Origin of the sequence: Pseudonocardia sp. EV170527-09 (assembly GCF_008369905.1) — a bacterium.
GTDB lineage: Bacteria > Actinomycetota > Actinomycetes > Mycobacteriales > Pseudonocardiaceae > Pseudonocardia.
In genome coordinates this window covers 1-25,467 of sequence record NZ_VRMC01000081.1, presented here as the reverse complement: position 1 = coordinate 25,467, position 25,467 = coordinate 1, and the positions used below count along the sequence as shown (strand labels likewise).

The following is a 25,467-nucleotide window of genomic DNA, read 5'->3' as shown; positions in this document are numbered from 1 at the left end:
CGCGAACTAGATCACGAAACGCGGCCGTCTGACCTGCAGCTTCCTCAGAGCGCAGGAGCAAGTGTCCAGATAAAGGGCGGACTGCAGTTCACGCCGTCGACCTGGAAGGAGTTCGGCGGCCGGAAGTACGCGCCGAGCGCCGAGCAGGCGACCAAGGCCCAGCAGATCGAGATCGCGAAGAAGGTGCAGGACGAGCAGGGCTGGAAGGCCTGGCCCGCGTGCACCGAGAAGCTCGGCTGGCGCTGAGCGGCCACACTGGTCGCATGGATCTGGACGCGGTACGGCGGATCGTCGCCGAGGACTCCGGGCTGTGCACGGTCGCGGTCGTCCGCGCCGACGGACGCCCGCACACCTCGCTGGTCAACGCGGGCGTGCTCGAGCACCCCGTGACCGGCACCCCGGTGGCCGCCTACGTCACCTACGGCCCCGTCAAGCTGACGGCGTTGCGCGCGCGACCCGCGACGTCGCTGCACTGGCGGGCCGGGTGGCGCTGGGTGGCCGTCGAGGGCAACTCGGAGATCATCGGGCCGGACGACCCGCGTGACGGCGTCGACGTCCCGGCGCTGCTGCGGGCGGTGTTCGTGGCCTGTGGCGGCACCCACGACGACTGGGCCGAGTACGACCGGGTGATGGCCGAGCAGCGGCGGGCGGCGGTGCTCGTGGCGCCGGAGCGGATTGTGGGGAACCGCTGACCGGATGGCGTCCGGCGTGGCTCGCCCGCCGTCACGCCGGCGCGGCCACCGGTGCCCGATCGCGGCCCCGGCGGAACCGCCGTGCACCCGGCGTCGTCCAAGCCGCATGACCACCTACGCCCACGACCCGGTCGCCTCGACGATCGTCGCCTGCTGGCCCACCGGCGACGGCGCCGTCGCCCACCGGGCCGCCCGCGTCCCGCGGACCCTCGACCACTCCCTGGCCCGCCGCACCGCGACCGCGCTGAGCGCCCTGTCGAGGCACCTGTGGGCCGCCTACGCCGACCAGGCCGCGCACGAGATCGACCCGGCGGAGCTCGCCGCGGCGGTCCGGCACCCGAACCAGCCGGTCGGGGACCTGCTGCGCGTCATGGAGGACGGCTGTGCCGAGACCGCGCACCTGCTCGGCCGGATCGTGGCGCGGGCACCGGGGCGGGCGTTCCGCGACGCCGTCGTCGCCGACGTCCGCGCCGAGACCGACGCCGTCCTCGACGCCGACGACGGCGTCCTCACCGGCCGCTCCGCCCAGGCCGTCGTCCACCCGCGGTGCGACGCCCCGGCCGAGCAGCTCCTCGTCGCCCACTCGCTGCTGCACGACGACCCGCTCGGGCCGCCCGCGATCGTGACGTCGGTCGAGCCGAACGCGGCCGCCGTCGCGACCCTGCGCTGGCTGCGGGCCTCCGCCGCGCTCGTCGCGGAGCGGGTCGGGCATGCGGTGGCCGACGTCGTCGCGCTCGCCGAGGCCATCGGACACGAGGACCTCGCTGTGGCCCGGCACGTGCTGTGCACCCTCGCCGGGGTCGCCGAGGAGGAGGTCGTCCTCGACCTGTTCCAGGAGGCCGTCCTGGCCCGGCAGGGCTGGTTCGTCGTGTGCCCGGAGCAGGCCCCGCACCCGGAGCAGGGCCACCGGGCGGTCTCGACCGTGCTGGACCCGCTCGACCCGGCGTCGTGCCTGCTCGACGGGCTGGTCCGCGGGCTGCACGGCTGCTTCCGGGTGTGGCTCGACGACGTCGTCACCCGGGAGGGCCCCGGCACCGACCCACGGCTGGTCGGGGCCACGCGGATCGCGGAGCTGCGCCGGCTCTACGCCGAGGAGGTCCGGCGCTCGATCGGGGCGGGTCGCTGAGCGTGCTGGTGGGTCGCGCCGCCGATCACCGAGCTCGACGTCGGTGACGCTCAGCCGACGACGACCGGGCCGCGCACCTCGTTCGGGGTGCAGGCCCAGCCGCCGACCCGCGCCCGCTCGGTGCTGCCCCGCACGACGACCGGCCCGGTCACCCGGGCCCCGCACACCTCGACGACGCGGGCCCGGGTCGCGGTCACCGGGCCGGTCACGTCGGACCCGCGCAGCACCAGGCTCGCGCCGCCGGTCACCGTGACCGGCCCGCGGACCCGCGCCCGATCCAGGCAGAGCACGCCCGAGCCGACGGTCAGCGGACCGGTGTAGGCCCCGGTCACGGTGCGGGTGCACGCCGGCGTGGCCGAGACCCGGTTGCGGGAGTCGACGGCGTAGGCGACCTTGCCGGGCCTCGGGTCGGTGATCGGGCGGGACAGGTCGCCGAACTCGCCCTTGTCGGCGGCCTTGCCGTCGTTCCAGCGGGCCATCCGACCGAGCTGGTCCGCGGTTCGGCCGGGCGCGATCTCGGTGTCGCCCGGCGTCGAGGACATCAGCTGCGAGGCGTCGGTCACCGCGCGCAGGTACGAAGCCGGGTCGTGCAGGTCGTAGCGGCCCAGGTCGATCCGGGTGCGCAGCCAGGAGGCCCAGAAGAACTCCAGGTACTCCGGGGCGTCGGCGGGCGGGGAGTAGCCGATGTCGCGGGTGAGGTAGACGAGCCCGCGGTAGGGGTCGTCGGGCAGCAGCGCCAGCCCGATCCGGTCGGGGAGCTGCTGCGGGGTGATGGTGGTGCCGTCGGCGGTGCGCAGCCACACCCAGGACCGGGCCTGCATCTGCGCCCAGAACGCGGCCGGCGTCAGCCGGGACAGGTTCGCCTGCACCCGCATCCGCACCCGCACGTCGGGTCCGCCGTCGGTGGTCTCCAGCAGTGACGTCGTCGTGTGGTGGCCGTCGGTCAGGTACAGCGCGTTCCCGGGCCCGACGACGACGGTCTTCATCGCCGCGACCGACGCCGGTGTCTCCGCACCGGTCGCGATCGTGCACCGGAACGACGACGGGTCGCGCAGCGTGGCGCCCGGCCCGGCCTCGGCGGCCTCGCCCCGCCCGTCGGTCTCGCACCAGTCGTCGAACCGCTTGTTCGGCCTGCCGCTGTCGGTGTCCTTCGTGCCCGCGTAGCGGCCCAGCTTGTAGTGGATCTGGTCGTGTCCGATGTTCGGCTGGGTGGGCCGCAGGTCGCGCAGCCGCACCTCCAGCAGGTCGCCCTCGCGGGCCTGCGCGGCGGACGGGGCGGTCGGTGGGGCCGCGGACGGCACTGCGCTCTGCGCTGGGGACGGCACTGCGGGCGGCACTGCGCTCTGCGCTGCGGGCGGCACTGCTGCCTGCGCTGCGGCGGCGCCGGTCGTCGCACCCACGACGAGCGCCGCGACGGTCGCGACGAGGACGGTGCGGACGGCGGTTCGGGACACGGGCACTCCTCGTTCGGGCCCGGCCGGTTCGGCGCGGTGATCACCCGAACTGGGACGATCGTGGCCGGAGCGGACGACCCGGCGACCACCCGGCGTCGTCGGGGTGGCGCGCGGGTGAACGATCACGCTGTCCCGGGCCGGCGCCCCGCGACCAGCTGCACCGCGGTCCCGGCGACGGGCAGCACCAGCAGCAGCGCCAGTGCCGCGCTCAGCCCGAGGACGGCGGCGAACCCGCCGATCACCGCCGCCCCGATCCCGGCGCCGGTGAGGAAGCACAGTGTCGCGACCCCGATCGCGCCGCTGCGCCGGTCCTGCGGCACCGCGGCACCGACCGAGGCGATCATCGCGGGCTGGCCGGTGCCGAACGCCAGCGTCACCAGCATCGGGGCGAGCGCCAGCACCCACGGCAAGTGGGTCGCCACCCCGGCCACACCGAGCACCAGCCCGACGACGGTCGTCGCGCACGCCAGGGTGAGCGTCCGGTGTGCTCCGATCCGGGTCTGCAGGAACGCCGACGCCGCCGGGCACGCCAGCGCCACCACCGCCGAGGGCACCAGCACGAGCCCGGTGGACAGCGGGCTCCAGCCGCGCTCGGCGAGCTCCAGCGGGATGCCCAGCAGCAGCGCGAACCAGCTGGCCGGCACCACCGACGCGCACAGCGAGCTGCGCACCACCGTCGCGTTCCCGACCACCCCGCGTGGCAGGAACCCGTCGGGCCGGGCCCGCACCCACAGCGCCGTCATGGGCACGCCGACGGCGAGCAGCACCCCACCGGCGACGGCCGCGACCGCACCGGCGCCGGGCGACTGCACCAGCAGCACCAGACCGGTCACCGCGGTCGCGACGATCACCGCGCCCGCCAGGTCCACCCGGGCGCCGTCGCCACGGACCACCGAGTGCCGCCACAGGTAGGGGAGGGCGAGCAGCGCCAGTGCGGGCAGTGCGACCGCGGCCCGCCATCCGCCCACGGTCGTCAGCGCCCCGCCGATCAGCGGCCCGAGCGCGGACAACGCGGCGGAGGTCCCGGCCAACCGTCCCAGCGCGCCGCCGCGTCGCTCCGGCGGGATCCGGGCCGACAGCAGCGCCGAGGCCAGCACCGGGATCGACGCCGCTCCGATCCCCTGCACGATCCGGGCGGTCATCAGCAGCCCGAAGCTCGGTGCCGCCGCGGCGGCGAGCGCCCCCAGCCCGAGCAGGCCCGCTCCGATGCACAGCGGGGCCCGGATCCCGACGGCGTCGGCGAGACGTCCGTGCACCGGCGTCGCCACGGCCAGCGCGACCGCGTACCCGCTGACCATCCAGGTCGCGGTCGCGGTCCCGACCCCGAGGTCGGCTGCCAGCTGCGGGAGCGTGACCGTCACCCCCGACGTCGACGTGCCGGCGAGGCCGAAGAGGAGTCCGAGCACGATGGACAGGAGCACACCGGCGATCCTCACCCGCGACGGCCACCGGTGCACCGTGATTCCCTGTGTCCCGTGCCGACCCCACTCCTCGTCCGCCCGGCGACCGCTGAGGACGCCGACGCCTGCGCCGCCGTCTACGCCCCCTACGTCCGCGACACCGCGATCAGCTTCGAGATCGAGCCGCCCGGTCCGGTCGAGATGGCCGAGCGGATCGCGGCCGCCCAGGAGCGTCACGCCTGGCTGGTCGCGGTCGGTCCCGGCGGCGCGGTGCTCGGCTACGCCTACGGCGGGCCCTGGAAGTCCCGCGCAGCCTACGGGCGGACCTGCGAGGTCTCGGTCTACCTGGCCCCCGAGGCCCGCGGCCGGGGTGTGGGCCGAGCGCTGTACGAGGCGCTGTTCACCGAGCTCGCCGCGCGCGGCATGGTCGTCGCCGTCGCCGGGATGACCGAGCCGAACGAGGCGAGCGCCGCCCTGCACCGCGCGCTGGGCTTCACCGAGGTCGGCACGTTCCGCGGGGTCGGCTGGAAGCTCGGTGCGTGGCGCGACGTGACCTGGTTCCGGCGGGCGTTGGCCGAGGCCCCGCCGGACGGCCCCCGGGACTGAGCCCGTCGGGCGAGTGTGAGGGCCGTCGCCGCTCGTCGCCCGATGCGGGAGTCCGCCGCCATGTCTTGACGTGTCAATATTGATGCAGCAATATTGAGATGTGCCCGATGATCCCGCCGTCACGATCCATGAACTGGCCGCCGAGCTGAGCCGGTCCGCCGAGGCCCTGCTCGGCTCCCGGACGGCGATGTCGTTCGCCCGCTACCGCGTCCTGCGCGCGCTGCGCCAGGAGGGCACATCCACCCAGCACGCCCTCGCCGTGCGGCTCGGGATCGGCGACGCCGCGGTCAGCCGGATGCTGCCCGGTCTGATCGAGCAGGGCTGGTGCGCGGTCACCGACGACCCGGGGCACGGCCGTCGGCGACGGGTGGAGCTCACCGCCGCCGGGCACACGGTCGAAGCCGACGGAGCCGCCCTGCTCACCGAGGCCTTCCACGGCGCGGCCGCCGACGCGGGCATCGACGTCGAACCCTTCCTCGCGGCTGCGGCCGCCCTCACCGAGCGGATCCGGACCTCGCTGCCCGCCTCCGCCGACAGGAGTACGTCATGAGCATCACCGCCCCACCCATCGACCCCGAGCTGAGCGCAGCGCTGGCGCTGGCCGGACGCCCGGCCGTCGCCGTCGGGATGACCGCGGCGACGCTGCACGACCAGCGTGCCGTGCTCGAGGCCATGACCCCCTCCTTCGACGACGTTGCCGCCGACACCCGGTTCCGCCTCACCCGCCGGACCGTCCCGGGACCGCAGAGGGCTGCGGGGGTCGACGTGCTGATCGCCACCCCGGCCGGTGCCACCGGAGGGTGTCCGGTGCTGGTCACCACGCACGGCGGCGGTCTGGTGGCGGGCAGCGGCCTGCTCGGGCTGCCCGGGGTGCTCGACCTCGCAGCCTCGATCGGCGGGGCCGGGGCCGTCGTCGTCTCGGTGGACTATCGGCTCGCGCCCGAGCATCCCTTCCCCGCGGCCCACGACGACACCTGGACCGCTCTGACCTGGGTCGCCGGGCACGCCGAGGAGATCGGCGGCGACCCAGGGAGCCTGGTTCTGTACGGAGGCAGTGCCGGTGCGAACCTCGCCGCCGGGGTGGCCCTGCGGGCCCGGGACACCGGGGAAGTCGCCGTCCGCGGGCAGCTGTTGCTCTACCCGATGCTCGACGACCGCGCCGCCGGCGTCTCGGCGGCACAGATGCACGGGCACGGGGTGTGGGACGACGTCACCAACCGCACCGCATGGGACGCCGTTCTCGCCGGACGGCCGGCGACGCCGTACGCGGCCCCCGCCCGAGCGGTGGACCTCGCCGGACTGCCTCCGACCTACCTGGAGGTGGGCTCGGCGGAGACGTTCCGCGACGAGACCGTCGACTGGGCGTGCCGGATCTGGGCGGCGGGCGGCGACGCCGAGCTGCACGTGTGGCCCGGCGCGGTCCACGGGTTCGACCTGTTCGTACCGGGGTCGACAGTGGCCGGACGTGCCCGGGCCGCCCGCCGCGACTGGCTGCGGCGGCTCGTCGACGGTGCGGGCGAGCGGGATTAGGCCGCGACTGCCCCGGCGCGAGCCGGGCGCCGGGGCCTGAGGTCGTCGGCCTCGGACCGCGTGCGAGCATCGGTGCCCGTTGCGCCCCGCACCGCCCGGCCCGTCGGCCGTCGGCGCGAGGGCGCGCCCCGCCCGCCATCCCGGGCCGGGGGAGCGGTACCGCACGGGGAGCACCATGGACGGCCTGCGCCGCGAACTCGACGGGCGCCAGATCGGCATGATCGCCGTGGGCGGCGCGATCGGCACCGGGCTGTTCCTCGGCTCCGGGCTCGCGATCTCCCTCGCCGGTCCCGCGGTGATCGTCGCCTACGTCGTCGCCGCAGTCGTCGCGCTGGTCCTGGCCTACGCGCTGGCCGAGATGGTGGTGCGTCACCCCGAGGCCGGTGGGGTCGGGCCCATCACCCAGCGCTACCTCGGGCCCGGCGCAGGCTTCGTGCAGCGCTGGATGTACTGGGCGGCGCAGGTCGTGAACATCGGCAGCGAGGTCGTCGCCGCCGGGCTCTACCTGACGTTCTGGTACCCCGACCTGCCGCTGTGGATCCCGGTCGTCGGGTTCTCCGTGGTGATGCTGGCGGTCAACGCGGGCGCGGTCCGCTTCTTCGGCGAGACCGAGTACTGGTTCGCGATGATCAAGGTCGTGACGATCGTGGCGTTCATCGCCGTCGGTCTCGTCGCGATCGTGTTCGGGCTGCCCGGGCAGGAACCGGTCGGACTCGGGGCGCTCACCGCGCACGGCGGGTTCGCCCCGAACGGGATCGGCGCGATCTGGCTCGCGCTGACCGTGGTGACCTTCTCGTTCCTCGGCACCGAGGCCGTCGCCGTCACCGCGGCCGAGTCGTCGGACCCGGTGCGCGACATCCCGCGGGCCGCCCGGCGCACCGTCGTGCGGCTCGCGATCTTCTACGTCGGCGCCATGCTGGTGGTGGTGACCCTGGTGCCCTGGAACACCGTGACCACCGGCGACGACGTCAGCGAGTCACCGTTCGTGCGGCTCTTCGCCCAGGCCGGGGTGCCCGCCGCGGCCGCGGTGATGAATGTCGTCGTGCTGACCGCGGCGCTGTCGGCGATGAACACCAACCTCTACGTGACCGCGCGGATGACCTACTCGCTGGCCCGCGACGGCTACGCGCCCCGGTCGCTTGCCCGGGTGAACCGGCACAGCGCCCCGCAGCGGGCACTGGCGCTGTCCGCGGTCGGGCTGGCTCTCGCGTCCCTGGTCTCGGTGTTCGCCGAGGCCACCGCGTTCCCGCTGCTCGTCGGGCTGGCCCTGTTCGGGGCGTTGGTGACGTGGTTGCTGATCTTCGCCGCGCACCTCGCGTTCCGCCGGGCGGGCAGCGGTGAGGAGTCCCCGGTCCGCCTCTGGGGCGCGCCGTACACGACGGTCGCGGCGATGCTGTTCGTCGCCGCGGTGCTGGCGACGACGCCGTTCACCACCCAGTTCGCGACGGCGGCGCAGGCGGGTGTGCCCTTCCTGGTCCTGCTCGTCGTGGTCTACCTGGTGGTGCGGCGCCGTCGCCGACGGGTCACGCCGTCGTGAAGGGGACCGATACCCCCGCGCCTGCCGGTCATGCCGGCGCGGGGGACCGTGTCACCAGATCCGGACGCGCCGGTCCGGGTCGGTGTAGAGCCCGTCGGACTCGGTCACCCCGAACGCCTCGTGGAAGGTGTCGAGGTTCGTGACGACCGCGTTGCACCGCAGGTCCGGCGGCGAGTGCGGGTCGGTGGTGAGCCGCCGGATCGCCTCCGCGTCGCGGGTCACCGCCCGCCACACCTGCGCCCACCCGAACAGCACCCGCTGCTCACCCGTCAGACCGTCGATCACCGGCGGCTCGAAGCCCTCGTGCGCGATCGCGTACGCCTTCAGCGCGATCGTCAGCCCGCCCAGGTCGCCGATGTTCTCGCCGACCGTCAGCGAGCCGTTGACCTTGTGGTCGGGCAGCCCGGCGGGGGACAGGCCGTCGTACTGGTCGATCAGCATCTGCGCGCGGGACTCGAACTCGGTCCGGTCGGCGGACTCCCACCAGTCGGTGAGGTTGCCGTCGCCGTCGTAGCGGGAGCCCTGGTCGTCGAAGCCGTGCCCGATCTCGTGGCCGATGACCGCGCCGATGCCGCCGTAGTTCGCGGCGTCGTCGGCGTCGGCGTCGAAGAACGGCGGCTGCAGGATCGCTGCCGGGAACACGATCTCGTTGAGCCGCGGGTGGTAGTAGGCGTTGACCGTCTGCGGGGTCATCAGCCACTCGCCGTGGTCGACCGGGCCGCCGAGCTTGGCGTACTCGAAGTCGTGGCGCCACTGGGCCGCGCGACCCGCGTTGCCGAGCAGGTCGGCCGGGTCGATCTGCAGGTCGGAGTAGTCCTTCCAGGAGTCCGGGTAGCCGACCTTCGGTGTGAACTTGCCGAGCTTGTCCAGCGCCCGCTCCCGGGTGGCCGGGCTCATCCAGTCCAGGGTGGAGATCGACCGGCGGTAGGCCTCGACGATGTTGTCGACCAGCTCGGTGATGCGCTCCTTGGCCCGCGGCGGGAAGTGCCGCTCGACGTAGATCTTCGCGACGGCCTCGCCCAGCGCACCCTCCACCAGCGACACCCCGCGCTTCCAGCGCTCGCGCAGCTCCGGGGTACCGGACAGGGTGCGGCCGAAGAAGTCGAAGTCGGCCTCGACCAGGTCCGCGGAGAGGAACTCCGCGCACGACCCGGCGACGGTCAGCGCGAGCCACGCCTGCCACTGCTCCAGCGGGCGCCCGGCCCACAGCTCACCGGCGGCGGTGACGAAGCTCGGCTGGCGGACGATCACCTCGTCGTAGGCGTGCGCGGGCACCCCCAGCGCGGACTCCCACTCGGCCCAGTCGAAGCCCGGGGCCGCGGCGCGCAGCTCCTCGCGGGTCATCAGGGTGTAGGTCTTCTCGGCGTCGCGGTTGAGGACCCGGTCCCAGGACGCGTCGGCCAGCGCGGTCTCCAGGTCCATGACCTGCTCGGCGACGCGCTCCGGCTCGGCCAGCCCGATCAGCTCGGCGAGGCGCCGCAGGTGCTCGACGTACTTCGCCCGGATCTCGGGGTCGCCCTCGTCGCCGTAGTACGACTCGTCGGGCAGGCCCAGGCCGGCCTGGTTGAGGTTCACCAGGTAACGGGAGGAGTCCTTGAGGTCGGTCGCGATGAACTCGCCGAACAGCGCGGCCCGGCCCTCGCGCTGACGCCGGCCGAGCACGGTCGCGAGCGCGGCCCGGTCGGTGGCGGCGTAGATCTCGTCGAGCAGCGGGCGCAGCGGCGCGGTGCCGAGCTCCTCGACCCGCTCGACGTCCATGAACGAGCGGTACAGGTCGCCGATCTTGCGGGCCTCGGTGCCGGGCTCCGACGACGCCGCGCACTCCTCGACGATCTCGTGGACCTGGACCTCGGCCCGGTCGCGCAGGACGCGGAACGCACCGTCCTGCGAACGGTCGTCGGGGATCTCGTGGGTCGCCAGCCACCGGCCGTTCACGTGGGCGAACAGGTCGTCCTGGGGACGGACGTCCGGGTCGACCCAGCTGAGGTCGAGACCGGAGCGCTTCTCGGTCGGGGACTCGGTGGTCGTCATGGGTCCATCCTGCCTGCCGGGTGCGACGGTTTCGAGCAACCGACGCCGGCACGCCCGCGCGGCCGGGTCCGTCGCGGACGTGGGTGCTGCGAATCCGCTTACCCGGCAAGCGGATCCACAACCGTCACACCCCGGGGCGGAGGAACCCGGAGCAGCGACACGGGTCCGGGGGCGGTGCGTGCCGAAGTTGACCGGACAGGTCACCGCGTGGTGGACACCCGGTTGTCCACCACCGGACGGCGGACGCACCATCGCGGACGTGACGATCCACCTCGATGCGCCGGTCACCCGGCCCCGTTCCACGCCCGCCGTCGACCTCCTGGAGGGTGAGCGCCTGCTGGCCCGCCTCCCGGGCGACGGGGCGGACCGATGTGGCGCGGACTTCGAGGCCTTCACCGTCACCCCGCTCGGGCGCACCCTGGGTGCCGAGATCACCGGCATCGACCTGCGTGACCGCGTCGACGAGGACCTGCGGGCCGAGCTGCACCGGGCACTGCTGGAGTGGAAGGTCCTGTTCTTCCCCGGCCAGCACCTCACCAGCGACCGGCAGCGCGAGCTCGCGCTGCTCTGGGGCGACCTGGAGACCAACCCGATGCTCGACACCGGCGATGCCGCCGACGTCGTCCGCTTCGGCACCGGCAGGCGCACCTACGAGAACATCTGGCACGCCGACACCACGTTCCGTCCCGCACCCGCCATGGGGGCCATGCTGCGGATGGTGCGGACGCCGCCGTTCGGCGGGGACACGATGTGGGCCGACATGGCCGTCGCCTACGACAACCTCACCGACGAGGTGCGGGCGCGCATCGACGACGCCGTCGCGGTGCACGACATGGTGCCCGGCTTCGCCCGGTTCCTGGACCCGGAGCGGCTGGCCCGTGGCCGTGACCTGTTCCCGCCGGTGACCCACCCCGTCGTCCGCACCCATCCGGAGACCGGGCGCCGCACGCTGTTCGTGAACGCCTCGTTCACGACGGAGATCGTCGGGCTCCCGCGCGAGGAGTCCGACGCGCTGCTGCGGCACCTGTTCGCCCAGGCCCACGTGCCCGAGTACCAGGTCCGCTACCGCTGGTCCGAGGGGACGCTCGCGTTCTGGGACAACCGGGCGACCCAGCACTACGCCGTCGGCGACTACCACCCGCACACCCGGGTCGCGGAGCGCGTCGCGATCGCGGGCGACCGACCCTTCTGACGGTCAGGAGGCCGCGCCGCCCCACCGGCGGCGGCGCGGCCGGTCGGCGGGCTCGTCCTCCATCGGGGCGGCGATCGCCAGCCGCCCGACCTGCTCGTTGAGGACCTTCAGGTGCACCCGGACGTCGTCGTGGGTCGGGTCCAGCACTGCCTGCTCGGCGATCTCCGCGGCCTGGTCGACCGACTGCTTCAGCGACGCCTTGGCCTTGTTCAGCCGGGCGGCGATCCGCTTGGCGGGCGGTTCGGTGAGTCGGAACCGGGCGGGCTCGATCGAGTCGCCGACGGCGGCCAGGCGCTGCACCGCCTCCAGCTCCGAGTCCAGCCGCTTGCCGATCTCGGTGAGCCACGTCCGCACCTGCATCGCCGAGATCACCGTGGTGATCCGATGGAAGCGCTGCACCTGCTCGGTGCACTCGGCCACGTAGGTCCGCCAGTACCGCGACAGCGGTGCGGGGGAGGGCTCGGATCCGGGGCGCAGGAGTGACACGCCCGCAGGCTACCGGTGCTCACCCGGCCAGCCGGATCGTCGTCCCCGGGCCGAGCGGCAGCCCCAGCAGGACGAACACGCAGAGGATGACCACCCACACCACGAACACCGGCACGACGAACATCGCCATCCGCGAGAACACCGCCCCCAGGGTGAACGAGCGCTCGTAGCGACGGCAGGTCAGCTGCAGCACGTACAGGTAGGGGTTCAGCGGTGAGATCGGGTTGGTGATCGCGTCACCGATCCGGTAGGTCGCCTGGATGACCGCCGGGTGCAGGCCCAGCCCGACGAACACCGGCACCAGTACCGGCGCCAGCACCGTCCACAGTGACGCCCCGGAGAACACCACCATCGCCAGCACCGAGCACAGCACCAGCGCGAGCAGCAACGCGCCGAGCCCGGTCAGGCCGATCGCGCGCAGCCCGGCCGACCCCTCCACCGCCAACCACGTCCCGACCCCGCTCCAGGTGAACATCGCGATGAACTGGCCCGCGGAGAAGGCGATGACGACGAACCCGAGCATCCCCTTCAGCGACTCGGCCATCATCTCCGGCACGTCCGACGGGCGGGTCACCACGCCCGCGGCGATGCCGTAGGCCAGGCCGGTGACGAGGAAGGTCAGGAACAGCAGCGGGACGATCCCGTCGAGGAACGGGGAGTCGATCAGGGACCCGTCGTCGCCCTGCAGCGGGCCGCCGGGCACGAGCCAGGCCGCCAGCGCGCAGGCCAGCCACACCGCGAGGGCGACACCCGCGACCCGCAGCGCCCGCCGCTCCCGCGCGGTGACCGTCGTGTCCGGCTCACCCGCCGCGTCCGGCTCCGGGGCGACCGGGGGCAGCCCCGGCTCGACGCGGTGCACCAGGATCCAGCCGAGCACCGCGGGCAGCACGAGCGCCGAGACCGCCTGGAACCAGTAGTTCATGAGCACCCCGACGCCGATGTCCGGCGGTGTCCCCGGCGGCAGCACCGACTCGGTCAGCGCGGCCAGGTTCGCGTCCAGCGCACCGACGATCAGTCCGGAGCCGTAGCCGACGGCCGTCGCCGCGAACGCGCCGAGCGCCCCGGCGACCGGATGCCGCCCCACCGAGGCGAACGCGAGCGCGGCCAGCGGCGGGAGGATCACCATCGCCGCGTCGCCCATGAAGTGGCCCTGCACGCACAGGTAGGCCACCGCGTAGGGCATGAAGCGCCGCGGTACCCGGGTCAGCGCGATGTTCACCAGCGACCGCAGCAGCCCGGTGCGCTCGCAGATCCCGACGCCCAGCAGCATCGTGAGCACCACGCCCAGCGGCGGGAAGCCGATGAAGTTGTCCACCATGGTGGTGAGCAGCTGCCGCAGGCCCGCCACGGACAGGATGTCGCGGACCGGTTGTGCCTGCGGGGCGCCCGGCAGCTGCGCGGCCGCCCCGTTCGCGGCCAGTACCGCCGAGCCCACCCCGAGCAGCAGCAGGAGGATCCAGAACAGGAAGAACGGGTGCGGCACCCGGTTCCCGACCCGCTCGATGCCCCGGATCACCGGTCCGGGCCGGTACGCTGCGGTCACGGGATGCGCCCGTCGGTCGCCAGCACCGGCGCGTCGGCGGGCACGGTGTCGGGGTAGATCAGCCCGCTGCCGGTGTTCAGCACGACGACCGTCTCCGACCCGTCGAGCCAGCCCGACTCCCGCAGCCGGCCCGCCGCGGCGACGCAGGCCGCGCCCTCCGGGCAGATCCACGTGCCCTCGTCGCGGGCGAGGGCGTGCTCGGCGGCGAGCAGCTCGTCGTCGGAGACGGCGACGGCGGTCCCGCCGGTGTCGTACACGGCGTCGAGGACGAGGAAGTCGCCCAGCGCCTTGGGCACGGTGATCCCGAACGCGACCGTGTGCGGGTCGGCCGGGGCGGTCGACTCGCGCAGTCCGGCCTCGAACGCGTCGACGATCGGGGCGCACCCGGTGGCCTGCACCGCGACCAGCCGCGGCAGCGGACCGGAGATCCAGCCCAGCTCCCGCATCTCCGCCAGGGCCTTGTGGATCGCGATGATCCCGACGCCGCCGCCGGTCGGGTAGAGGATCACGTCCGGGCAGCGCCAGCCGAGCTGCTCGACGATCTCGTAGCCCATCGTCTTCTTGCCCTCGATGCGGTACGGCTCGCGCAGCGTCGAGGTGTCCTGGTATCCCGCCCCGTCGGAGTTGCGGCGGGCGACGGCGTCGGCGACGAGCCGCCCGGCGTCACCGATCAGCCCGTCGACCAGGTACAGCTCCCCGCCGGAGACGACGACCTCGCGCCGGGTGATCTCCGGGGCGTCGACCGGCATCGCGATCAGCGCGCCGAGCCCGGCCCGCGCGGCGTAGCAGGCCCAGGCGGCGCCGGCATTGCCGTTGGTGGGCATCGCGACCGCACGGACGCCGAGCTCGGCGGCACGGGAGACGCCGACCGCGGCGCCGCGGGCCTTGAACGCCCCGGTCGGGACCAGGCCCTCGTCCTTCATCAGCAGGCCCGGCAGCCCGAGGCGGGCACCGGCCCGGGGGAGCGGCAGCAGCGGGGTCATGCCCTCGCCCATGGTCACCACGTGCGCGGGGTCCCGCACGGGCAGCACCTCGTGGTAGCGCCACAGGTCCGGCGGGCGGGCGGCGATGTCGGCCGGGGTCACCAGGGTGCGGGCGCGGTCCAGGTCGTAGCGGGCGAGCAGCGGGGCGCCGGAGCCCGAGGTCCCCTGCACGATGTCGGCGTCGAGGACCTCGCCGGTGCGGGAGCACTCCAGGTGGGACAGCGTCGAGAAGTCGGGCACGGGCCCACCTGATCGCCCGTCGTGCCGCGGCGCAACCCGGAGTGCGACTGTGCCCCCGCGGGACGTGACCGCGGACACGATGTCGCCTTCGGGTGATCCGGTAGCCTCGACCGCAAAAGCGTGAATGTTCAATGATCGAGAGGGATCCATGCGACCGCTCCCCACGCCGTTCTCCGACATCGCACTCCTGCTGGTCCGGCTGCTCGTCGGCGTCGTCCTCGTCGCCCACGGTCTGCAGAAGCTCTCGAACGGAGTCGGCGGTGTCGCGTCGGGCTTCGCCGGCATGGGCATCCCGCTGCCGACGGTGTCCGCGCTGTTCGCGATCGCGGTCGAGATCGGAGGCGGCGTGCTGCTGCTCGCCGGTGCCGCGACGACCGTCGCCGGGCTCGTCGTCGCCGTCGAGATGGTGGGGGCCTACCTGTTCGCGCACCCCGGTCTGAACCCGTTCGTCGACTCGGGCGGCTGGGAGCTGGTCGGCGTGATCGCGGCGGGCGGACTCGCGCTGGCCGCGGCCGGACCGGGCCGGTTCTCGGTCGACGCGCTCGTCGTCGGACGCGGCCGCACCCCGGCCCGGCACGCGGTGGGTGTCCCCTCGGGGGAGTAGGACCCGCCCCCGCGGGGGATCCCGCCGCATGCCCGAGGGACACACCGTGCACCGGCTCGCGCGGCTCCAGCGCCGCCGCTACGCGGGCCGGCCGGTGGCGGTGTCCAGTCCGCAGCGCCGGTTCAGCACCGGAGCCCGGATCGTCGACGGGCGGGTGCTGGTCGACGTGCAGGCCCACGGCAAGCACCTGTTCCAGCACTACGGTCCGGACACCACCGTGCACGTCCACCTCGGGCTGTGGGGCCGGTTCCCCAACCGGGAGCTGCCCCGGGAGCCGCCCCGCGGCCAGGTCCGGATGCGGATCGTCGGCGAGACCCACTACGCCGACCTGCGCGGTCCGGCCGCCTGCGAGCTGCTCGACGACGCCGGGGTGGCGCAGCTGCGGGCACGGCTCGGCGAGGACCCGCTGCGCGACGACGCCGACCCGGCCCGCGTCCGGGAGCGGTTCGCCCGCTCCAGGGCCCCGCTGGCCGCCCTGCTCATGGACCAGTCGGTGATCGCGGGCATCGGCAACGTCTTCCGCGCCGAGACGCTGTTCCGTACCGGTCTGGACCCGATGACCCCGGCCCGTGACCTCGACGACCGGTCCTTCGGGCTGCTCTGGGACGACCTGACCGCGATGCTCCACGACGGCGAGCGGCGCGGCCGGATCGAGACGCTGCGTCCCGAGCACGACCCGGCGCTGCTGGAGCCGCCCGACCGCGGCGCGGTCTGCGCCAGCGTCGTCTACGCCTACCGCCGCACCGGACAGCCCTGCCTGGTCTGCGGCGCCCCGATCGCGCACGCCGAAGTCCGCACGCGGAACCTCTTCTGGTGCCCCGGGTGCCAGTCGGGATCCTCCGCGCGGCCGCTCACCGAACGGTGACGACCGATGTCCGATCTGTCCTGTACCGGCCGGTAGCGGTACCGTTGGCGCCATGCTGTCGACCGGTCCCGTGCGTCCGGAGAGGCGGCACCGGCCGATCGTCCGGTGGGACGCGGCGCTGTCCGGGTTCGCGCTCGTCGTGACCGGGATGCTGGTCGCGCTCGGGATCTTCGGCGCCGTCTTCCTGGTTGCCTTCTTCGAGTACTGCCCGCCGCGCACGTGCAGCTCGTCGGCGGTGCTCGTGTCGGTCGGCGGCTCGCTGGTGGTCGCCGCGGCCGCCGGCGTGGCCGGTCTCGCCATGACCGTGCTGCGGGTCGTCGAACGCCGTCCGGCCTGGCCGTTCGCGCTGGCCACCCTCGCCGTGGCCGCGTCCGCCGTCGCCTTCGGCGCGGTCCACTACGCGAGCGCGATCGGGTACTGACGTCCTCGGGCGTCGATCCCCCGAGCGCGTGCGCCGGGCCGGGTCTCGCGACCCGTGCCGGTGCGCGCTCCGCGGTGCCGCCGCGACCGGTCGGTCACCGTCGAGGATCGACCGTCCGGCCGGCCGCCTCCGCCGCCTCTGCCTCCGCCGCCGCAGCGCGCTGCGCGGTCCGGCGGAAGCCGATCGCGATCGCCGCCGACATCAGCATCATCACCGTGACCACCCACATCCCGGCCCGCGAGTCACCGGTCAGGTCCTTGAGCCATCCCGCGACGAACGGACCGACGAACCCGGACAGGTTGCCGAAGGAGTTGATCAACCCGATCCCCGCGGCGGCCCCGGCGCCGGTGAGGAAGGCGTTCGGCAGCGACCAGAACGGCGGGATCGCGGCGAAGACCCCGATCGCGCAGACGGTCACACACGCCATGACCAGCAGCGGCGAGTCCATGTACAGCGCGCCCGCGATCGCCACCGACCCCACGACGGCGGGGACGGCCACGTGCAGCGGCCGCTCCCCGCTGCGGTCGGAGCGTCGGGCCCACAGCACCATCGTCACCGACGCGATCGCGTACGGCACCGCGGTGATCAGGCCGACCTCGACCAGCGAGTAGTCGGCGCCGAACTGCTGCTCGAACCCGGCGACGATCTGGGGGAGGAAGAACGCCAGGACGTAGAGCCCGAACACGATCCCGAAGTAGACGACCGACAGGGCCACCACCCGGCCGTCGCGCAGGGCGGCGGCGACCCCGCGGTCCTGCCCGGCCGCCGCCGCGTCCTCGGCGGCGATCCGCTCCTCCAGCGCGACCGCCTGGTCGGTGGGCAGCCACCGGGCCCGGGTCGGACGGTCCGGCAGCAGCCACAGCACCGCGACGCCCAGCAGCACCGCCGGGATGCCCTCGACGAAGAACATGAAGCGCCAGCCGGCGTCGAAGCCCAGGGCGCCGTCGCCGACCGAGATCAGCCACGTCGACAGCGGCCCGCCGACCACCGAGGACAGCGGCACGGCCAGGAAGAACAGGGCGACGATCCGCGCCCGCTCGACCCTCGGGAACCAGTAGGTCAGATACAGGATGATGCCCGGGAAGAAGCCGGCCTCGGCGATGCCGAGCAGCACCCGCACGACGTAGAAGCCGATCTCGCCCTGGATGAACGCCGTCGACGACGCGACGACGCCCCAGGTCACCATGATCCGGGCGATCCAGATCCGCGCCCCGACCCGGTGCAGGATCACGTTGGACGGGACCTCGAAGAAGAAGTACCCGACGAAGAACAGCCCGGCGCCCAGACCGTAGGCGGCCGCGGACAGGCCCAGGTCGGCGTTCATCGTCAGGGACGCGAACCCGACGTTGACCCGGTCGATGTAGTTCAGCAGATAGGCCAGGGCGAGCAGCGGGATGAGCCGCTTCGTCGCCGTCCGTACGGCCGTCGAGACCAGCACGCCGTCCCCCTCCGTTGCGGTGCGCACGCCAGCGCAGTCTCGCCGCCGGAGGTCAGTCCTTCAACCAGGCGTAGGCGGTGTGCCGGGACACACCGAGCGCCGCCGCCATCGCGCTGACCTCGCAGCCGGCCTCGCGCCCGGCACGCAGCAGCTCACGGCGACGCTCGCGCGGGGCGTCCGCGGCGGCCCGCAGCTGTTCGAGCACGGCCGCGGACTCGGCGGACTCCCGGCGTCGGCCCACCCCGGGCCGGGAGAACGCGCGCACCGCGTCGGCGTCCCAGACCTTGCGGCCGTCCGGGCCGGGGTCGGGCAGCGGGGGCGGTGCCTGGCCGCGGGAGACGTAGGAGTTCCAGGTGCCCACCTGCACGCCCCAGTGGGCGGCGCACTCGTCGCTGGTCCAGGTCGTCACGACAGGAGGGTGCCACGGTCCGCCCGGCCCGGCGGTGTCGGTCCGTGGCGGGGTCGGGCACGGTCCGACCGCGGTCATCCTCCCGGCGGTGCACCGAGGGGGCCTGCCAGCAGGTCCTGCACGGCAGCGGCGCAGTCGGCCGGGGTCCGGCCGGGCCGCCCGTGGGGGTCGGCGACCGCGTTCATCGCCCCGAACAGCAGATCGCGGACGAGCCGGGGAGCGGGCCCGGCGACGATCGCCCCCGCGCGTTGCGCGTCGTCGACCAGCTCGGTCCACCGGCTCCGGTAGCGGTGCAGGAGCACGCGGTAGGTCGCGAGCGACGCGTCCTGGCCCGGCTCGGGCATGGTGAGCACGACCGCGGCGTAGTCGCTCAGCTCCACCAGGGCGTCGAGGTGCGCACGGACGGCGGCCCACAGGCGGGCCCCGGCATCGGCGGCCGTGAGCGGGGCCAGGGCGTCGTCGAGGTGGCGCAGCGACTCGCGCAGGCCCTCCTCGAGCACCGTCGCGATCAGCTCGTCCTTCGAGCCGAAGTGGAAGTAGACGCTCCCGGTCCGCAGTCCCGCGGCCTCGGCGATCCCGCTGAGGCTGACCCCGACCCGCCCGTCGCGGGCCAGCAGGGACGCGGCCGCGTCGAGCAACCGGCGTCGGGTCCGGTCCCCCTTGGACGGACGGTCGGGCGCGGCGGGCACGGTCGCCATTCTCATCTCCCACCGCCACGACGACGTCGGAGCACCCCGGAGCGCGGCGCTGCTCCAACATTCTATGTTAGCTTAAAAACTAACAACCATTAGTTTCTGGAGGAGCCATGACGATCCCCTCGCCCCCGGCCGCCCGGGACGCCGCACCGCTGGACCCGACCGAGGCGCTGGGCTGGTACGGGAGCTGGATCGACGCCTGGAACAGCCACGATCCGGACCGGGTCCGCCCGCTGGTGACCGACGACTTCCGGCTCGAGACGCCGACGACGCGCAACTCCGGCTGGGACGTACGGGGACCTGACGCCGCCGCCGACTACATGCGTTACGTGCTCACCGCCTACCCGGACCTGACCTGGGTACGCACCGGGCCGCCGCTGCTCGCGCCCGACGTCCCGCGCGCTGCCTTCACCTGGCGTGGGACCGGGCACTTCACCGGCACACTCGCCCCGCCCGGGATCCCCGGGACCGGCCTCCCGTTCGACTTCGTGGGCCTGGAGGTCTTCGACTTCCGGGACGGCCGCGCCGACCGACTGCACGCCAGCTACGACCTGATGGGGCTGCTGCGTCAGACCGGGGTCCTGCGCAGCGGCTCGGGGCGCCGCTGACCCGCCCGTCCGGCGGTGGTACGGCCGGGGTCCGGTGGCCTCACGGCCGCAGTGCGGCGACCACCCAGCGCAGCGACGTCCGGTCCGTGCAGGTCGCGAGCAGCTCCGCCTGCTCGATGCTCTCGGCGTCGCGGCGACGGGCGTCGAACAGGTCCTCGACCAGGCCCGGCACGTCGCGGTGCTCCCCGGGCAACGGCTCGTCGCCGCCGGGCAGCCCGAGGCGGGCGACGACCAGCCGCAGCGTGCGGTGCCCGATCAGCCGCATGCCCGGGGACAGCAGCGCCGAGTTCCGCGGGGGAGTGGTGCCGGCGGCGGGCTCCTGTCCGGGCAGCGGGACCGCGCCGGGCGGGACGCCGGGCAGGCTCACCGCGGACACCGCGATCACGCCGCCGTCGAGCAGGGCCCACGCGTCGATCGCGGGGCGGTGGGTCTCCCGGCCCGACGCGGTGGCCAGGTCCTGCTCGGCCAGCCAGCGACGCAGCCGCGGACGCAGGTCCCAGCGCACGTCGAACACGCCCTCGGCCAGGTCGGACGGGGTGAACACCTCGTCCCACCGCGGGCCGCCGGACGCCCCGTTCCCGACACCCGTCTCGGGCTGGATCGCCATCTTCGTCCCCCGACCCGGGGCACGCGCGGTCCCGGGAGACCAGGATAGGACGGTCCGCACGGGCGTACAGGCTGGTGCACACGGCCGTACCCACAGGTGTGGCGGTGCGACCGACGCGGCGACGAACGGCGTCCCCGACACGCCGATCAGCAGGCGATGTCACGCAGCGTCAATGAATCTGCGGGTGTCTGCGTGACAGATGACACGATCGAGCGAGTCCGCCGCAGGCGGTAACGAGGCAGGATGAGTCGAGCGATCCACAAGTGACGGCGACGTGGAGGCGACATGGACGGGCAGTTCGACAGGGTTCCGGCGGTGCACCCGGGGATGATCCCCGCGGCACGGCGGTCGGTGGAGAACCTGCCGTCCGGACGAGGCGTGGTCGACGGCGAGCGGGGCCGCGTGCTGGCCCGCTACGCGCGGCTCATGCGGTCCGGCCGGCCGGAGGTCTGCCTGCCCGGGCGGCGCGAGATCGAGGACCGCGAGCGGTTCGGTGCCTCCGCGACCGGCAGCGACGGCAAGGTCATCTACCCGGACCGGGACGCGGCCGAGTGCGCCGCCCGTGAGCTGGAGGCCCTCGGTGGGCGTCCGCAGCGGGCCTACCTGTGCCGGCGGTCCCGCCGCGGGCACTACCACCTGACCACCGACGCCGTCGCCCAGCGCCGTCGCGACCCGGCGCAGCTCATCCCGCAGCCGCGCCGCGGCGACTGAGCCGGACCCGACCGGACCCGGCTCGACCCGACCCACGACGACCCCCGGTGCCCTGGGCGCCGGGGGTCGTCGCGCGTCCGCGGCCGGTTCGCGGCGGATGTCACACCGATGTGATGCGCAGCACACGCTGATCGTCTAGCGTGGGGTGTGGCAGCGGTCACGTCACCGCCGAGCCGACGTCCCACCACACACATCGGAGGGCCCCGTGAACCCACACCTGCTGGAGGAACGCGTCGCCACCGTCAACGGCGGCCGCGACCTCGCCGACCCCGCCCGCGCTCGGCTGCGCGCCCACAAGGCCACCGCGGACGCCTGCCGTCGGCGCGCCGCCGAGCGTCGCGCCGAGCTGGAGCGCGCCCTGGCCGGGGGCACCACCGGCGACGCCCTGGACCTCATGCTGGAGCTCGACGCGCTCGAGCGGGTGCAGGACCGCATCGACAACCGGCTATCCGAACTCTGCGACGCCCTCACCGAGCCGCGCACCCCGCGCTACGGCGACGCCCAGCCCGTGTAGCCGCACCCGCGGCCCGTGTGGATCACCCGCGCCCGTGGTTCGATGACCGACGGACACCGCCGTCGGACCACGAGGGAGAGCACACGTGCGAGCAGTGCAGGTCAGCGAGCTGGACGGGCCGTCCGCGGTCCGCGTCGCCGAGGTCGAGCCACCGGTCCGCGGTGACGGCGAGGTCCTCATCGACGTCGCCGCGGCCGGGGTGAACTTCCCGGACGTCCTGCTGACCAAGGGGATGTACCAGTACAAGCCGGAGCCGCCGTTCACCCTGGGCTCCGAGTGCGCCGGCACGGTGCGCGAGGCGGGCCCGGACAGCCGGTTCGCCGCCGGGGACCGGGTCGTCGCGTTCACCATGTCCGGGGTGTTCGCCGAGACCGTCTCCGCTCCCGAGCAGCACGTCTTCCCGCTGCCCGACGAGGTGGAGTTCGCCGCGGGCGCCTGCCTGCCGATGAACTACCTGACCGCGCACTTCACCCTCGACACCCGCGGTGGCCTGCGGGCGGGGGAGACGGTGCTCGTCCAGGGCGCCGCGGGCGGCGTCGGGACCGCGGTCGTCCAGCTGGCCGCCGCGATGGGGGCCACCGTCATCGGTGTCACGTCGACCGAGGCTAAGGCGGAGGTCGCGCGGCGCGCGGGCGCGGCGCACACCGTCGGCGTCGACGGGTTCAAGGACGCGGTCACGGAGCTGACCGGTGGCGCGGGCGTCGACATGGTCGTCGACCCGGTCGGTGGCGACCGCTTCACCGACTCGGTCCGCTGCCTCGGCCCGCTCGGTCGCCTCATGGTCGTCGGGTTCACCGCGGGTGACATCCCGACGGTGAAGGTGAACCGGCTGCTGCTGAACAACGTCGACGTCCGCGGCGTCGGCTGGGGCGCCTACGCGCTGGGCCGCCCGGACTTCATCCGCGCCGAGTGGGACGCCCTGCTCCCGCACCTGCGCTCCGGCGCGCTCACCCCGCTCATCAGCGAGCGCTTCGGCCTCGACGACGCCGCGACCGCCCTGTCCCGGATCGACGACCGCACCGTCACCGGCAAGGTCGTGCTGCTGACCTGAGCCGGGTCAGCCGGCCGGCTCCAGGTTGTGCCGGACCGCGGCGCGCGGCAACGGCGCCGTGGTCTCGGCGGCCGCGGCGCGCGGCGCCGTGGTCTCGGCGGCCGCCGTGCGCGGCGCCGGGGTGGGGCCGACGTGCCGGTGCGGTGCCGGCACCGCCACGGACTCGGCGACGTGCAGCCGGTGGCGGGCGGCCACCGCCCGCCCGGCCGGGCCGGTCACGGACAGCGCGTGCAGCGCCAGGGCCCGGTGCGCCGGCACCTCGCAGCGGCGCAGGAAGCGGTCCAGCTCGCGTACGGCGTCGCCGGGGTGGCGGGCCAGCGCCCACGCGGCCAGCTCGGCCTCGGCGACGTCGGTCCGCACCCCGCTCATCCGCACGCACACGTACTCGACGTCCTCGTCGGCCAGCTCACCCGGCGCGGGCAGGTGCATGCCCTGCTCGGTCAGGTACTCGTGCACCGCCCACAGCCCCATCGGGGTCAGCGCGACGACCGTGGGGTCCGGGTCGTCGCGGTGCGCGACCCGGGACAGCTCGTCGAGCTCGTCGGCGTCGAGGGTCTCGGTCAGCTCGATCGCGCCGAGCAGCTCGCAGGCGTCCAGCAGGGCGGTGACGTCGCGGCGCCACAGCCGCTGCTCGACGTCGCCGGCGAGGTCGTCGACCACGCAGCCCGCCTCGTCGTTGACGGCGTCGCGGACCTGGCGGTGGAAGTGCTCGAGCGGGACCGGCCCGCCACCGGTGGCGTACAGGCCGACCCACAGCATCGGGAAGGCCTGCGACATCGACATCCCGAACAGTGACGGCGCGCCGAACACGTCGGTCCCGCCCAGGCTGTCGCCGAGGCGGCCGACCGACTCGAACACCCGGCGCCACAGCTCGATCGGCCGGTTCAGCAGCGGGCCCGCGCTCTTGACCGGCAACAGCCGCCCGCGCACCACGCGGACCAGGCGCGCCGAGCGGGCCCAGCGCAGCAGCAGCGACACCTCGGGCAGGTCGTCGCTGGTGCGGGCGGTCTCGCGGTAGATGTGGTCGAGCTGCAGGTGCGCGGCGAGGTCGAGCGCGTCGGTGCGGTCGAGGCGGCCGTCGGAGGTGAGCCGGCGCCCGGCCCGCACCCACAGGGTCAGCTTGCGGAGCAGCTCGAGTGCCTCGGAGCGCTCCGCGGCCTCGACGAGCGCCGCGGCGCCGGGCATCGGCACCGGCGGCAGCTCGGGGTTCCACTCGGTACGGGTGGGCCGCTGCGCCTCCCGCCGCATGATCTCGGCGAGCGCGTGCCGGTCGACGTCGGTCTCCCCGGCGCCGGCGCGGTCGAGGAACCGCTGGACGGCGGCCGGGTCGGCCGGGTCGACGCCGTGGCGGTGCAGCTGCACGCCCCAGAACTTGCCCAGGTCGTAGTTGCGCTCGTCGGCGAGACCGTCGTGCAGGGCGGGGGTGGAGTCGAGGACCTGACGGTGGAGCGCGTCCGCCGGGTGCGACTGCGGGTCGAACCAGTCGTGCTCGTCGAGGAAGTCGATGAGCGCGTGGAAGGCGGGGGCGACGTCGTCGGGCTCGAGCACGGTCACCTTGCGCGGGAACCACATGCCCAGCGCGTCGGCGATGTGCGAGCGGGTCCAGCGGCCCAGTCTGCGGTCGCGCGCGTACTTGTAGTCCAGCACGGCGGCGACGAGCGTGGTGTCGACCTCGACGCGACGGCGGCGGGCCCAGAGGGAGAACTGCTCCAGCAGGCGGCTGCGGGCCTCGGCGTACCCCTGGTCGTCCCCCGGGGTGAAGACGAGACGCATCCGGCCCACTGTGTCAGGTCCCTCCCATCCGCTCCGGCTGCGGCGCAGCACTTTCCGATGATCGTCGGTGCGCGCGGGGGCCGTGCACCGGGTGGTCGCAGCAGGTCCAACGAGCGCGGTCGGCCCGGGTCACTTCCCCGACCGTTCACCATCGGTGGGCGGTCGGTCACGGGTCGTCCGATCGTCCGGCCGCCCCCCCGCGACCGTGAGCCCTCGACCCTGCCACGGACGACGACGGCCGGACACCCCGGGGGAGGGGGTCCGGCCGCCGTCGTGTGCGACGAGAGGTGGTCAGTCGCCGCCGACCGGGCTGTCGCGCCGTTCGGCGGTCGCCCGCGTCGACCCGTCGCCGGTCGGTCCGTCCGGTCCGTCGGTCCCGGCCGCGACAGCACCGTTGCCAGCACCGTTGCCGTTGCCGCCGCCGGGCGCGTTCTCGTCGTCCGGGTCGAACGCGCCGACCTTGACGTAGAAGTGCTCGCCGTGGTTGACGGTGGCCCAGTCGACCGCCTGCTCCAGCACCTGTGCGCCTTTCTCGTCCCGCAGCACGACCTTGTCGCGACGCAGGTCCTTGAACAGCGCGAAGCACAGCAGAACCATGATCACGACGAACGGTGCCGCGACCAGGATGGTCAGGTTCTGGATGCCGTCCAGGGCGTTCTCCCCGCCGGTGACCAGCATCAGCACGGCGACCGCGCCCATGACCGAGCCCCAGAAGACCACGACCCACTTGCTGGGCTCGATGGTGCCGCGCTGGGACAGGGTGCCCATGACGATCGACGCGGCGTCGGCGCCGGAGACGAAGAAGATGGCGACCAGGACCATGACGAGCAGACCGGTGAAGGTCGCCCACGGGTAGGCGGCCAGCATCTGGAAGAGCTGGACGTTGGAGTCGTCGGAGAACTGTGTGCCCTGCTGGGCCTGGGTGATGGCGGTGCCGCCGAAGATGCAGAA

At 74.1% G+C, this 25,467-nt stretch carries 27 protein-coding genes; 15 read left to right on the top strand and 12 right to left on the bottom strand.

The features are described 5' to 3' along the window. The 3 genes from FVA95_RS21910 to FVA95_RS21900 form a co-directional block, all read left to right on the top strand. A partial coding sequence (locus FVA95_RS21910) for a transglycosylase family protein (protein ID WP_149665832.1) occupies positions 1-246 on the top strand: 246 nt, incomplete at its 5' end. Between the two features lie 17 nt (positions 247-263). Next, the gene (locus FVA95_RS21905; protein ID WP_149665831.1) at positions 264-692 is read left to right on the top strand and encodes a pyridoxamine 5'-phosphate oxidase family protein; all 429 of its coding nucleotides are present in this window, start codon (positions 264-266) and stop codon (positions 690-692) included. Positions 693-798: 106 nt separating this feature from the next. Next, on the top strand, positions 799-1,818 hold the full coding sequence (locus FVA95_RS21900; protein WP_149665830.1) for a hypothetical protein: 1,020 nt from the start codon (positions 799-801) through the stop codon (positions 1,816-1,818). 50 nt (positions 1,819-1,868) lie between these two features. On the opposite strand, the gene FVA95_RS21895 is transcribed toward FVA95_RS21900, so the two are convergent. Both FVA95_RS21895 and FVA95_RS21890 read right to left on the bottom strand, forming a co-directional pair. Next, positions 1,869-3,272 (bottom strand): ParB/Srx family N-terminal domain-containing protein, encoded by a 1,404-nt coding sequence (locus tag FVA95_RS21895; protein ID WP_205015929.1) that lies wholly within the window; start codon positions 3,270-3,272, stop codon positions 1,869-1,871. Positions 3,273-3,394: 122 nt separating this feature from the next. After that, on the bottom strand, positions 3,395-4,693 hold the full coding sequence (locus FVA95_RS21890) for an MFS transporter (RefSeq protein WP_161992388.1): 1,299 nt from the start codon (positions 4,691-4,693) through the stop codon (positions 3,395-3,397). Between the two features lie 54 nt (positions 4,694-4,747). Here FVA95_RS21890 and FVA95_RS21885 point away from each other — a divergent pair, with 54 nt between their 5' ends. The 4 genes from FVA95_RS21885 to FVA95_RS21870 all read left to right on the top strand — a co-directional run bounded on the left by FVA95_RS21885 (position 4,748) and on the right by FVA95_RS21870 (position 8,345). Next, positions 4,748-5,278, top strand: coding sequence for a GNAT family N-acetyltransferase (locus FVA95_RS21885; RefSeq protein ID WP_205015928.1), 531 nt, complete (start codon positions 4,748-4,750; stop codon positions 5,276-5,278). A gap of 100 nt (positions 5,279-5,378) precedes the next feature. Further along, positions 5,379-5,828 (top strand): MarR family winged helix-turn-helix transcriptional regulator, encoded by a 450-nt coding sequence (locus tag FVA95_RS21880; protein ID WP_149665827.1) that lies wholly within the window; start codon positions 5,379-5,381, stop codon positions 5,826-5,828. Then, positions 5,825-6,808, top strand: a complete 984-nt coding sequence (locus tag FVA95_RS21875) for an alpha/beta hydrolase (RefSeq protein ID WP_149665826.1) — start codon at positions 5,825-5,827, stop codon at positions 6,806-6,808. Before FVA95_RS21880 ends, FVA95_RS21875 begins: the two co-directional genes overlap by 4 nt. Positions 6,809-6,983: 175 nt before the next feature. Continuing rightward, positions 6,984-8,345, top strand: coding sequence for an amino acid permease (locus FVA95_RS21870; protein ID WP_149665825.1), 1,362 nt, complete (start codon positions 6,984-6,986; stop codon positions 8,343-8,345). Between the two features lie 51 nt (positions 8,346-8,396). On the opposite strand, the gene FVA95_RS21865 is transcribed toward FVA95_RS21870, so the two are convergent. Beyond that, entirely contained in the window at positions 8,397-10,376 is a 1,980-nt protein-coding gene (locus FVA95_RS21865; RefSeq protein ID WP_149665824.1) for a M13 family metallopeptidase, read from the bottom strand. Between the two features lie 259 nt (positions 10,377-10,635). Between FVA95_RS21865 and FVA95_RS21860 the strand changes: the two genes are divergently transcribed. After that, the gene (locus FVA95_RS21860; RefSeq protein ID WP_149665823.1) at positions 10,636-11,568 is read left to right on the top strand and encodes a TauD/TfdA family dioxygenase; all 933 of its coding nucleotides are present in this window, start codon (positions 10,636-10,638) and stop codon (positions 11,566-11,568) included. Between the two features lie 3 nt (positions 11,569-11,571). Here FVA95_RS21860 and FVA95_RS21855 read toward each other — a convergent pair whose 3' ends face one another. From FVA95_RS21855 to FVA95_RS21845, 3 genes are read right to left on the bottom strand one after another with little or no spacing between them, the layout of a single operon-like run. After that, entirely contained in the window at positions 11,572-12,054 is a 483-nt protein-coding gene (locus FVA95_RS21855) for a hypothetical protein (protein ID WP_020622394.1), read from the bottom strand. Between the two features lie 19 nt (positions 12,055-12,073). Then, positions 12,074-13,597 carry an AbgT family transporter gene (locus tag FVA95_RS21850; RefSeq protein ID WP_161992387.1) on the bottom strand — a complete coding sequence of 508 codons (1,524 nt, stop codon included), beginning with the start codon at positions 13,595-13,597 and terminating at the stop codon, positions 12,074-12,076. Beyond that, on the bottom strand, positions 13,594-14,820 hold the full coding sequence (locus FVA95_RS21845; RefSeq protein ID WP_149665821.1) for a threonine synthase: 1,227 nt from the start codon (positions 14,818-14,820) through the stop codon (positions 13,594-13,596). The genes FVA95_RS21850 and FVA95_RS21845 overlap by 4 nt, the downstream gene beginning before the upstream one ends. A 148-nt stretch (positions 14,821-14,968) precedes the next feature. Between FVA95_RS21845 and FVA95_RS21840 the strand changes: the two genes are divergently transcribed. The 3 genes from FVA95_RS21840 to FVA95_RS21830 are packed head-to-tail and all read left to right on the top strand — an operon-like array spanning position 14,969 to position 16,710. Further along, positions 14,969-15,424, top strand: coding sequence for a DoxX family protein (locus tag FVA95_RS21840; RefSeq protein ID WP_149665820.1), 456 nt, complete (start codon positions 14,969-14,971; stop codon positions 15,422-15,424). A gap of 28 nt (positions 15,425-15,452) precedes the next feature. Continuing rightward, positions 15,453-16,289 carry an Fpg/Nei family DNA glycosylase gene (locus FVA95_RS21835; protein ID WP_149665819.1) on the top strand — a complete coding sequence of 279 codons (837 nt, stop codon included), beginning with the start codon at positions 15,453-15,455 and terminating at the stop codon, positions 16,287-16,289. Positions 16,290-16,341: 52 nt separating this feature from the next. Further along, a complete protein-coding gene (locus FVA95_RS21830) occupies positions 16,342-16,710 on the top strand; it encodes a hypothetical protein (protein WP_149665818.1) in 369 nt (122 codons plus the stop codon). A 94-nt stretch (positions 16,711-16,804) separates the two neighbouring features. Here FVA95_RS21830 and FVA95_RS21825 read toward each other — a convergent pair whose 3' ends face one another. The 3 genes from FVA95_RS21825 to FVA95_RS21815 form a co-directional block, all read right to left on the bottom strand. Next, positions 16,805-18,175 carry an MFS transporter gene (locus FVA95_RS21825; RefSeq protein ID WP_240051657.1) on the bottom strand — a complete coding sequence of 457 codons (1,371 nt, stop codon included), beginning with the start codon at positions 18,173-18,175 and terminating at the stop codon, positions 16,805-16,807. Positions 18,176-18,200: 25 nt separating this feature from the next. Next, positions 18,201-18,557, bottom strand: coding sequence for a hypothetical protein (locus FVA95_RS21820; protein ID WP_020622387.1), 357 nt, complete (start codon positions 18,555-18,557; stop codon positions 18,201-18,203). 74 nt (positions 18,558-18,631) lie between these two features. Further along, the gene (locus FVA95_RS21815; RefSeq protein ID WP_161992386.1) at positions 18,632-19,255 is read right to left on the bottom strand and encodes a TetR/AcrR family transcriptional regulator; all 624 of its coding nucleotides are present in this window, start codon (positions 19,253-19,255) and stop codon (positions 18,632-18,634) included. 107 nt (positions 19,256-19,362) lie between these two features. Between FVA95_RS21815 and FVA95_RS21810 the strand changes: the two genes are divergently transcribed. Beyond that, positions 19,363-19,860, top strand: coding sequence for an ester cyclase (locus FVA95_RS21810; protein ID WP_149665816.1), 498 nt, complete (start codon positions 19,363-19,365; stop codon positions 19,858-19,860). Positions 19,861-19,900: 40 nt separating this feature from the next. Here the strand turns inward: FVA95_RS21810 and FVA95_RS21805 are convergent, their stop codons facing one another. Next, the gene (locus FVA95_RS21805; RefSeq protein ID WP_149665815.1) at positions 19,901-20,467 is read right to left on the bottom strand and encodes a hypothetical protein; all 567 of its coding nucleotides are present in this window, start codon (positions 20,465-20,467) and stop codon (positions 19,901-19,903) included. A gap of 285 nt (positions 20,468-20,752) precedes the next feature. On the opposite strand from FVA95_RS21805, the gene FVA95_RS21800 reads away from it, so the two are divergent. The 3 genes from FVA95_RS21800 (at position 20,753) to FVA95_RS21790 (ending at position 22,743) form a co-directional block, all read left to right on the top strand. Further along, complete coding sequence (locus FVA95_RS21800) at positions 20,753-21,178, top strand: hypothetical protein (RefSeq protein ID WP_149665814.1); 426 nt, start codon at positions 20,753-20,755, stop codon at positions 21,176-21,178. Between the two features lie 205 nt (positions 21,179-21,383). Further along, positions 21,384-21,692, top strand: coding sequence for a hypothetical protein (locus FVA95_RS21795; RefSeq protein WP_075307153.1), 309 nt, complete (start codon positions 21,384-21,386; stop codon positions 21,690-21,692). Positions 21,693-21,777: 85 nt separating this feature from the next. Further along, positions 21,778-22,743: an NADPH:quinone oxidoreductase family protein gene (locus FVA95_RS21790; protein WP_164514893.1), complete on the top strand. Its 966-nt coding sequence runs from the start codon at positions 21,778-21,780 to the stop codon at positions 22,741-22,743. 6 nt (positions 22,744-22,749) lie between these two features. Here FVA95_RS21790 and FVA95_RS21785 read toward each other — a convergent pair whose 3' ends face one another. Both FVA95_RS21785 and FVA95_RS21780 read right to left on the bottom strand, forming a co-directional pair. After that, positions 22,750-24,516: a hypothetical protein gene (locus FVA95_RS21785; protein ID WP_149665813.1), complete on the bottom strand. Its 1,767-nt coding sequence runs from the start codon at positions 24,514-24,516 to the stop codon at positions 22,750-22,752. 291 nt (positions 24,517-24,807) lie between these two features. After that, positions 24,808-25,467: BCCT family transporter (locus tag FVA95_RS21780; protein ID WP_193564398.1), on the bottom strand; the 660-nt coding region annotated here is incomplete at its 5' end.

Excerpts from the sequence above, each read along its gene's own strand:
- FVA95_RS21905 (WP_149665831.1), top strand. The coding sequence starts at position 264 with ATGGATCTGGACGCGGTACGGCGGATCGTCGCCGAGGACTCCGGGCTG.
- FVA95_RS21900 (WP_149665830.1), top strand. The coding sequence starts at position 799 with ATGACCACCTACGCCCACGACCCGGTCGCCTCGACGATCGTCGCCTGC.
- FVA95_RS21875 (WP_149665826.1), top strand. The coding sequence starts at position 5,825 with ATGAGCATCACCGCCCCACCCATCGACCCCGAGCTGAGCGCAGCGCTG.
- FVA95_RS21870 (WP_149665825.1), top strand. The coding sequence starts at position 6,984 with ATGGACGGCCTGCGCCGCGAACTCGACGGGCGCCAGATCGGCATGATC.
- FVA95_RS21865 (WP_149665824.1), bottom strand. The coding sequence starts at position 10,376 with ATGACGACCACCGAGTCCCCGACCGAGAAGCGCTCCGGTCTCGACCTC.
- FVA95_RS21840 (WP_149665820.1), top strand. The coding sequence starts at position 14,969 with ATGCGACCGCTCCCCACGCCGTTCTCCGACATCGCACTCCTGCTGGTC.
- FVA95_RS21835 (WP_149665819.1), top strand. The coding sequence starts at position 15,453 with ATGCCCGAGGGACACACCGTGCACCGGCTCGCGCGGCTCCAGCGCCGC.
- FVA95_RS21830 (WP_149665818.1), top strand. The coding sequence starts at position 16,342 with ATGCTGTCGACCGGTCCCGTGCGTCCGGAGAGGCGGCACCGGCCGATC.
- FVA95_RS21815 (WP_161992386.1), bottom strand. The coding sequence starts at position 19,255 with ATGGCGACCGTGCCCGCCGCGCCCGACCGTCCGTCCAAGGGGGACCGG.
- FVA95_RS21810 (WP_149665816.1), top strand. The coding sequence starts at position 19,363 with ATGACGATCCCCTCGCCCCCGGCCGCCCGGGACGCCGCACCGCTGGAC.
- FVA95_RS21805 (WP_149665815.1), bottom strand. The coding sequence starts at position 20,467 with ATGGCGATCCAGCCCGAGACGGGTGTCGGGAACGGGGCGTCCGGCGGC.
- FVA95_RS21800 (WP_149665814.1), top strand. The coding sequence starts at position 20,753 with ATGGACGGGCAGTTCGACAGGGTTCCGGCGGTGCACCCGGGGATGATC.
- FVA95_RS21785 (WP_149665813.1), bottom strand. The coding sequence starts at position 24,516 with ATGCGTCTCGTCTTCACCCCGGGGGACGACCAGGGGTACGCCGAGGCC.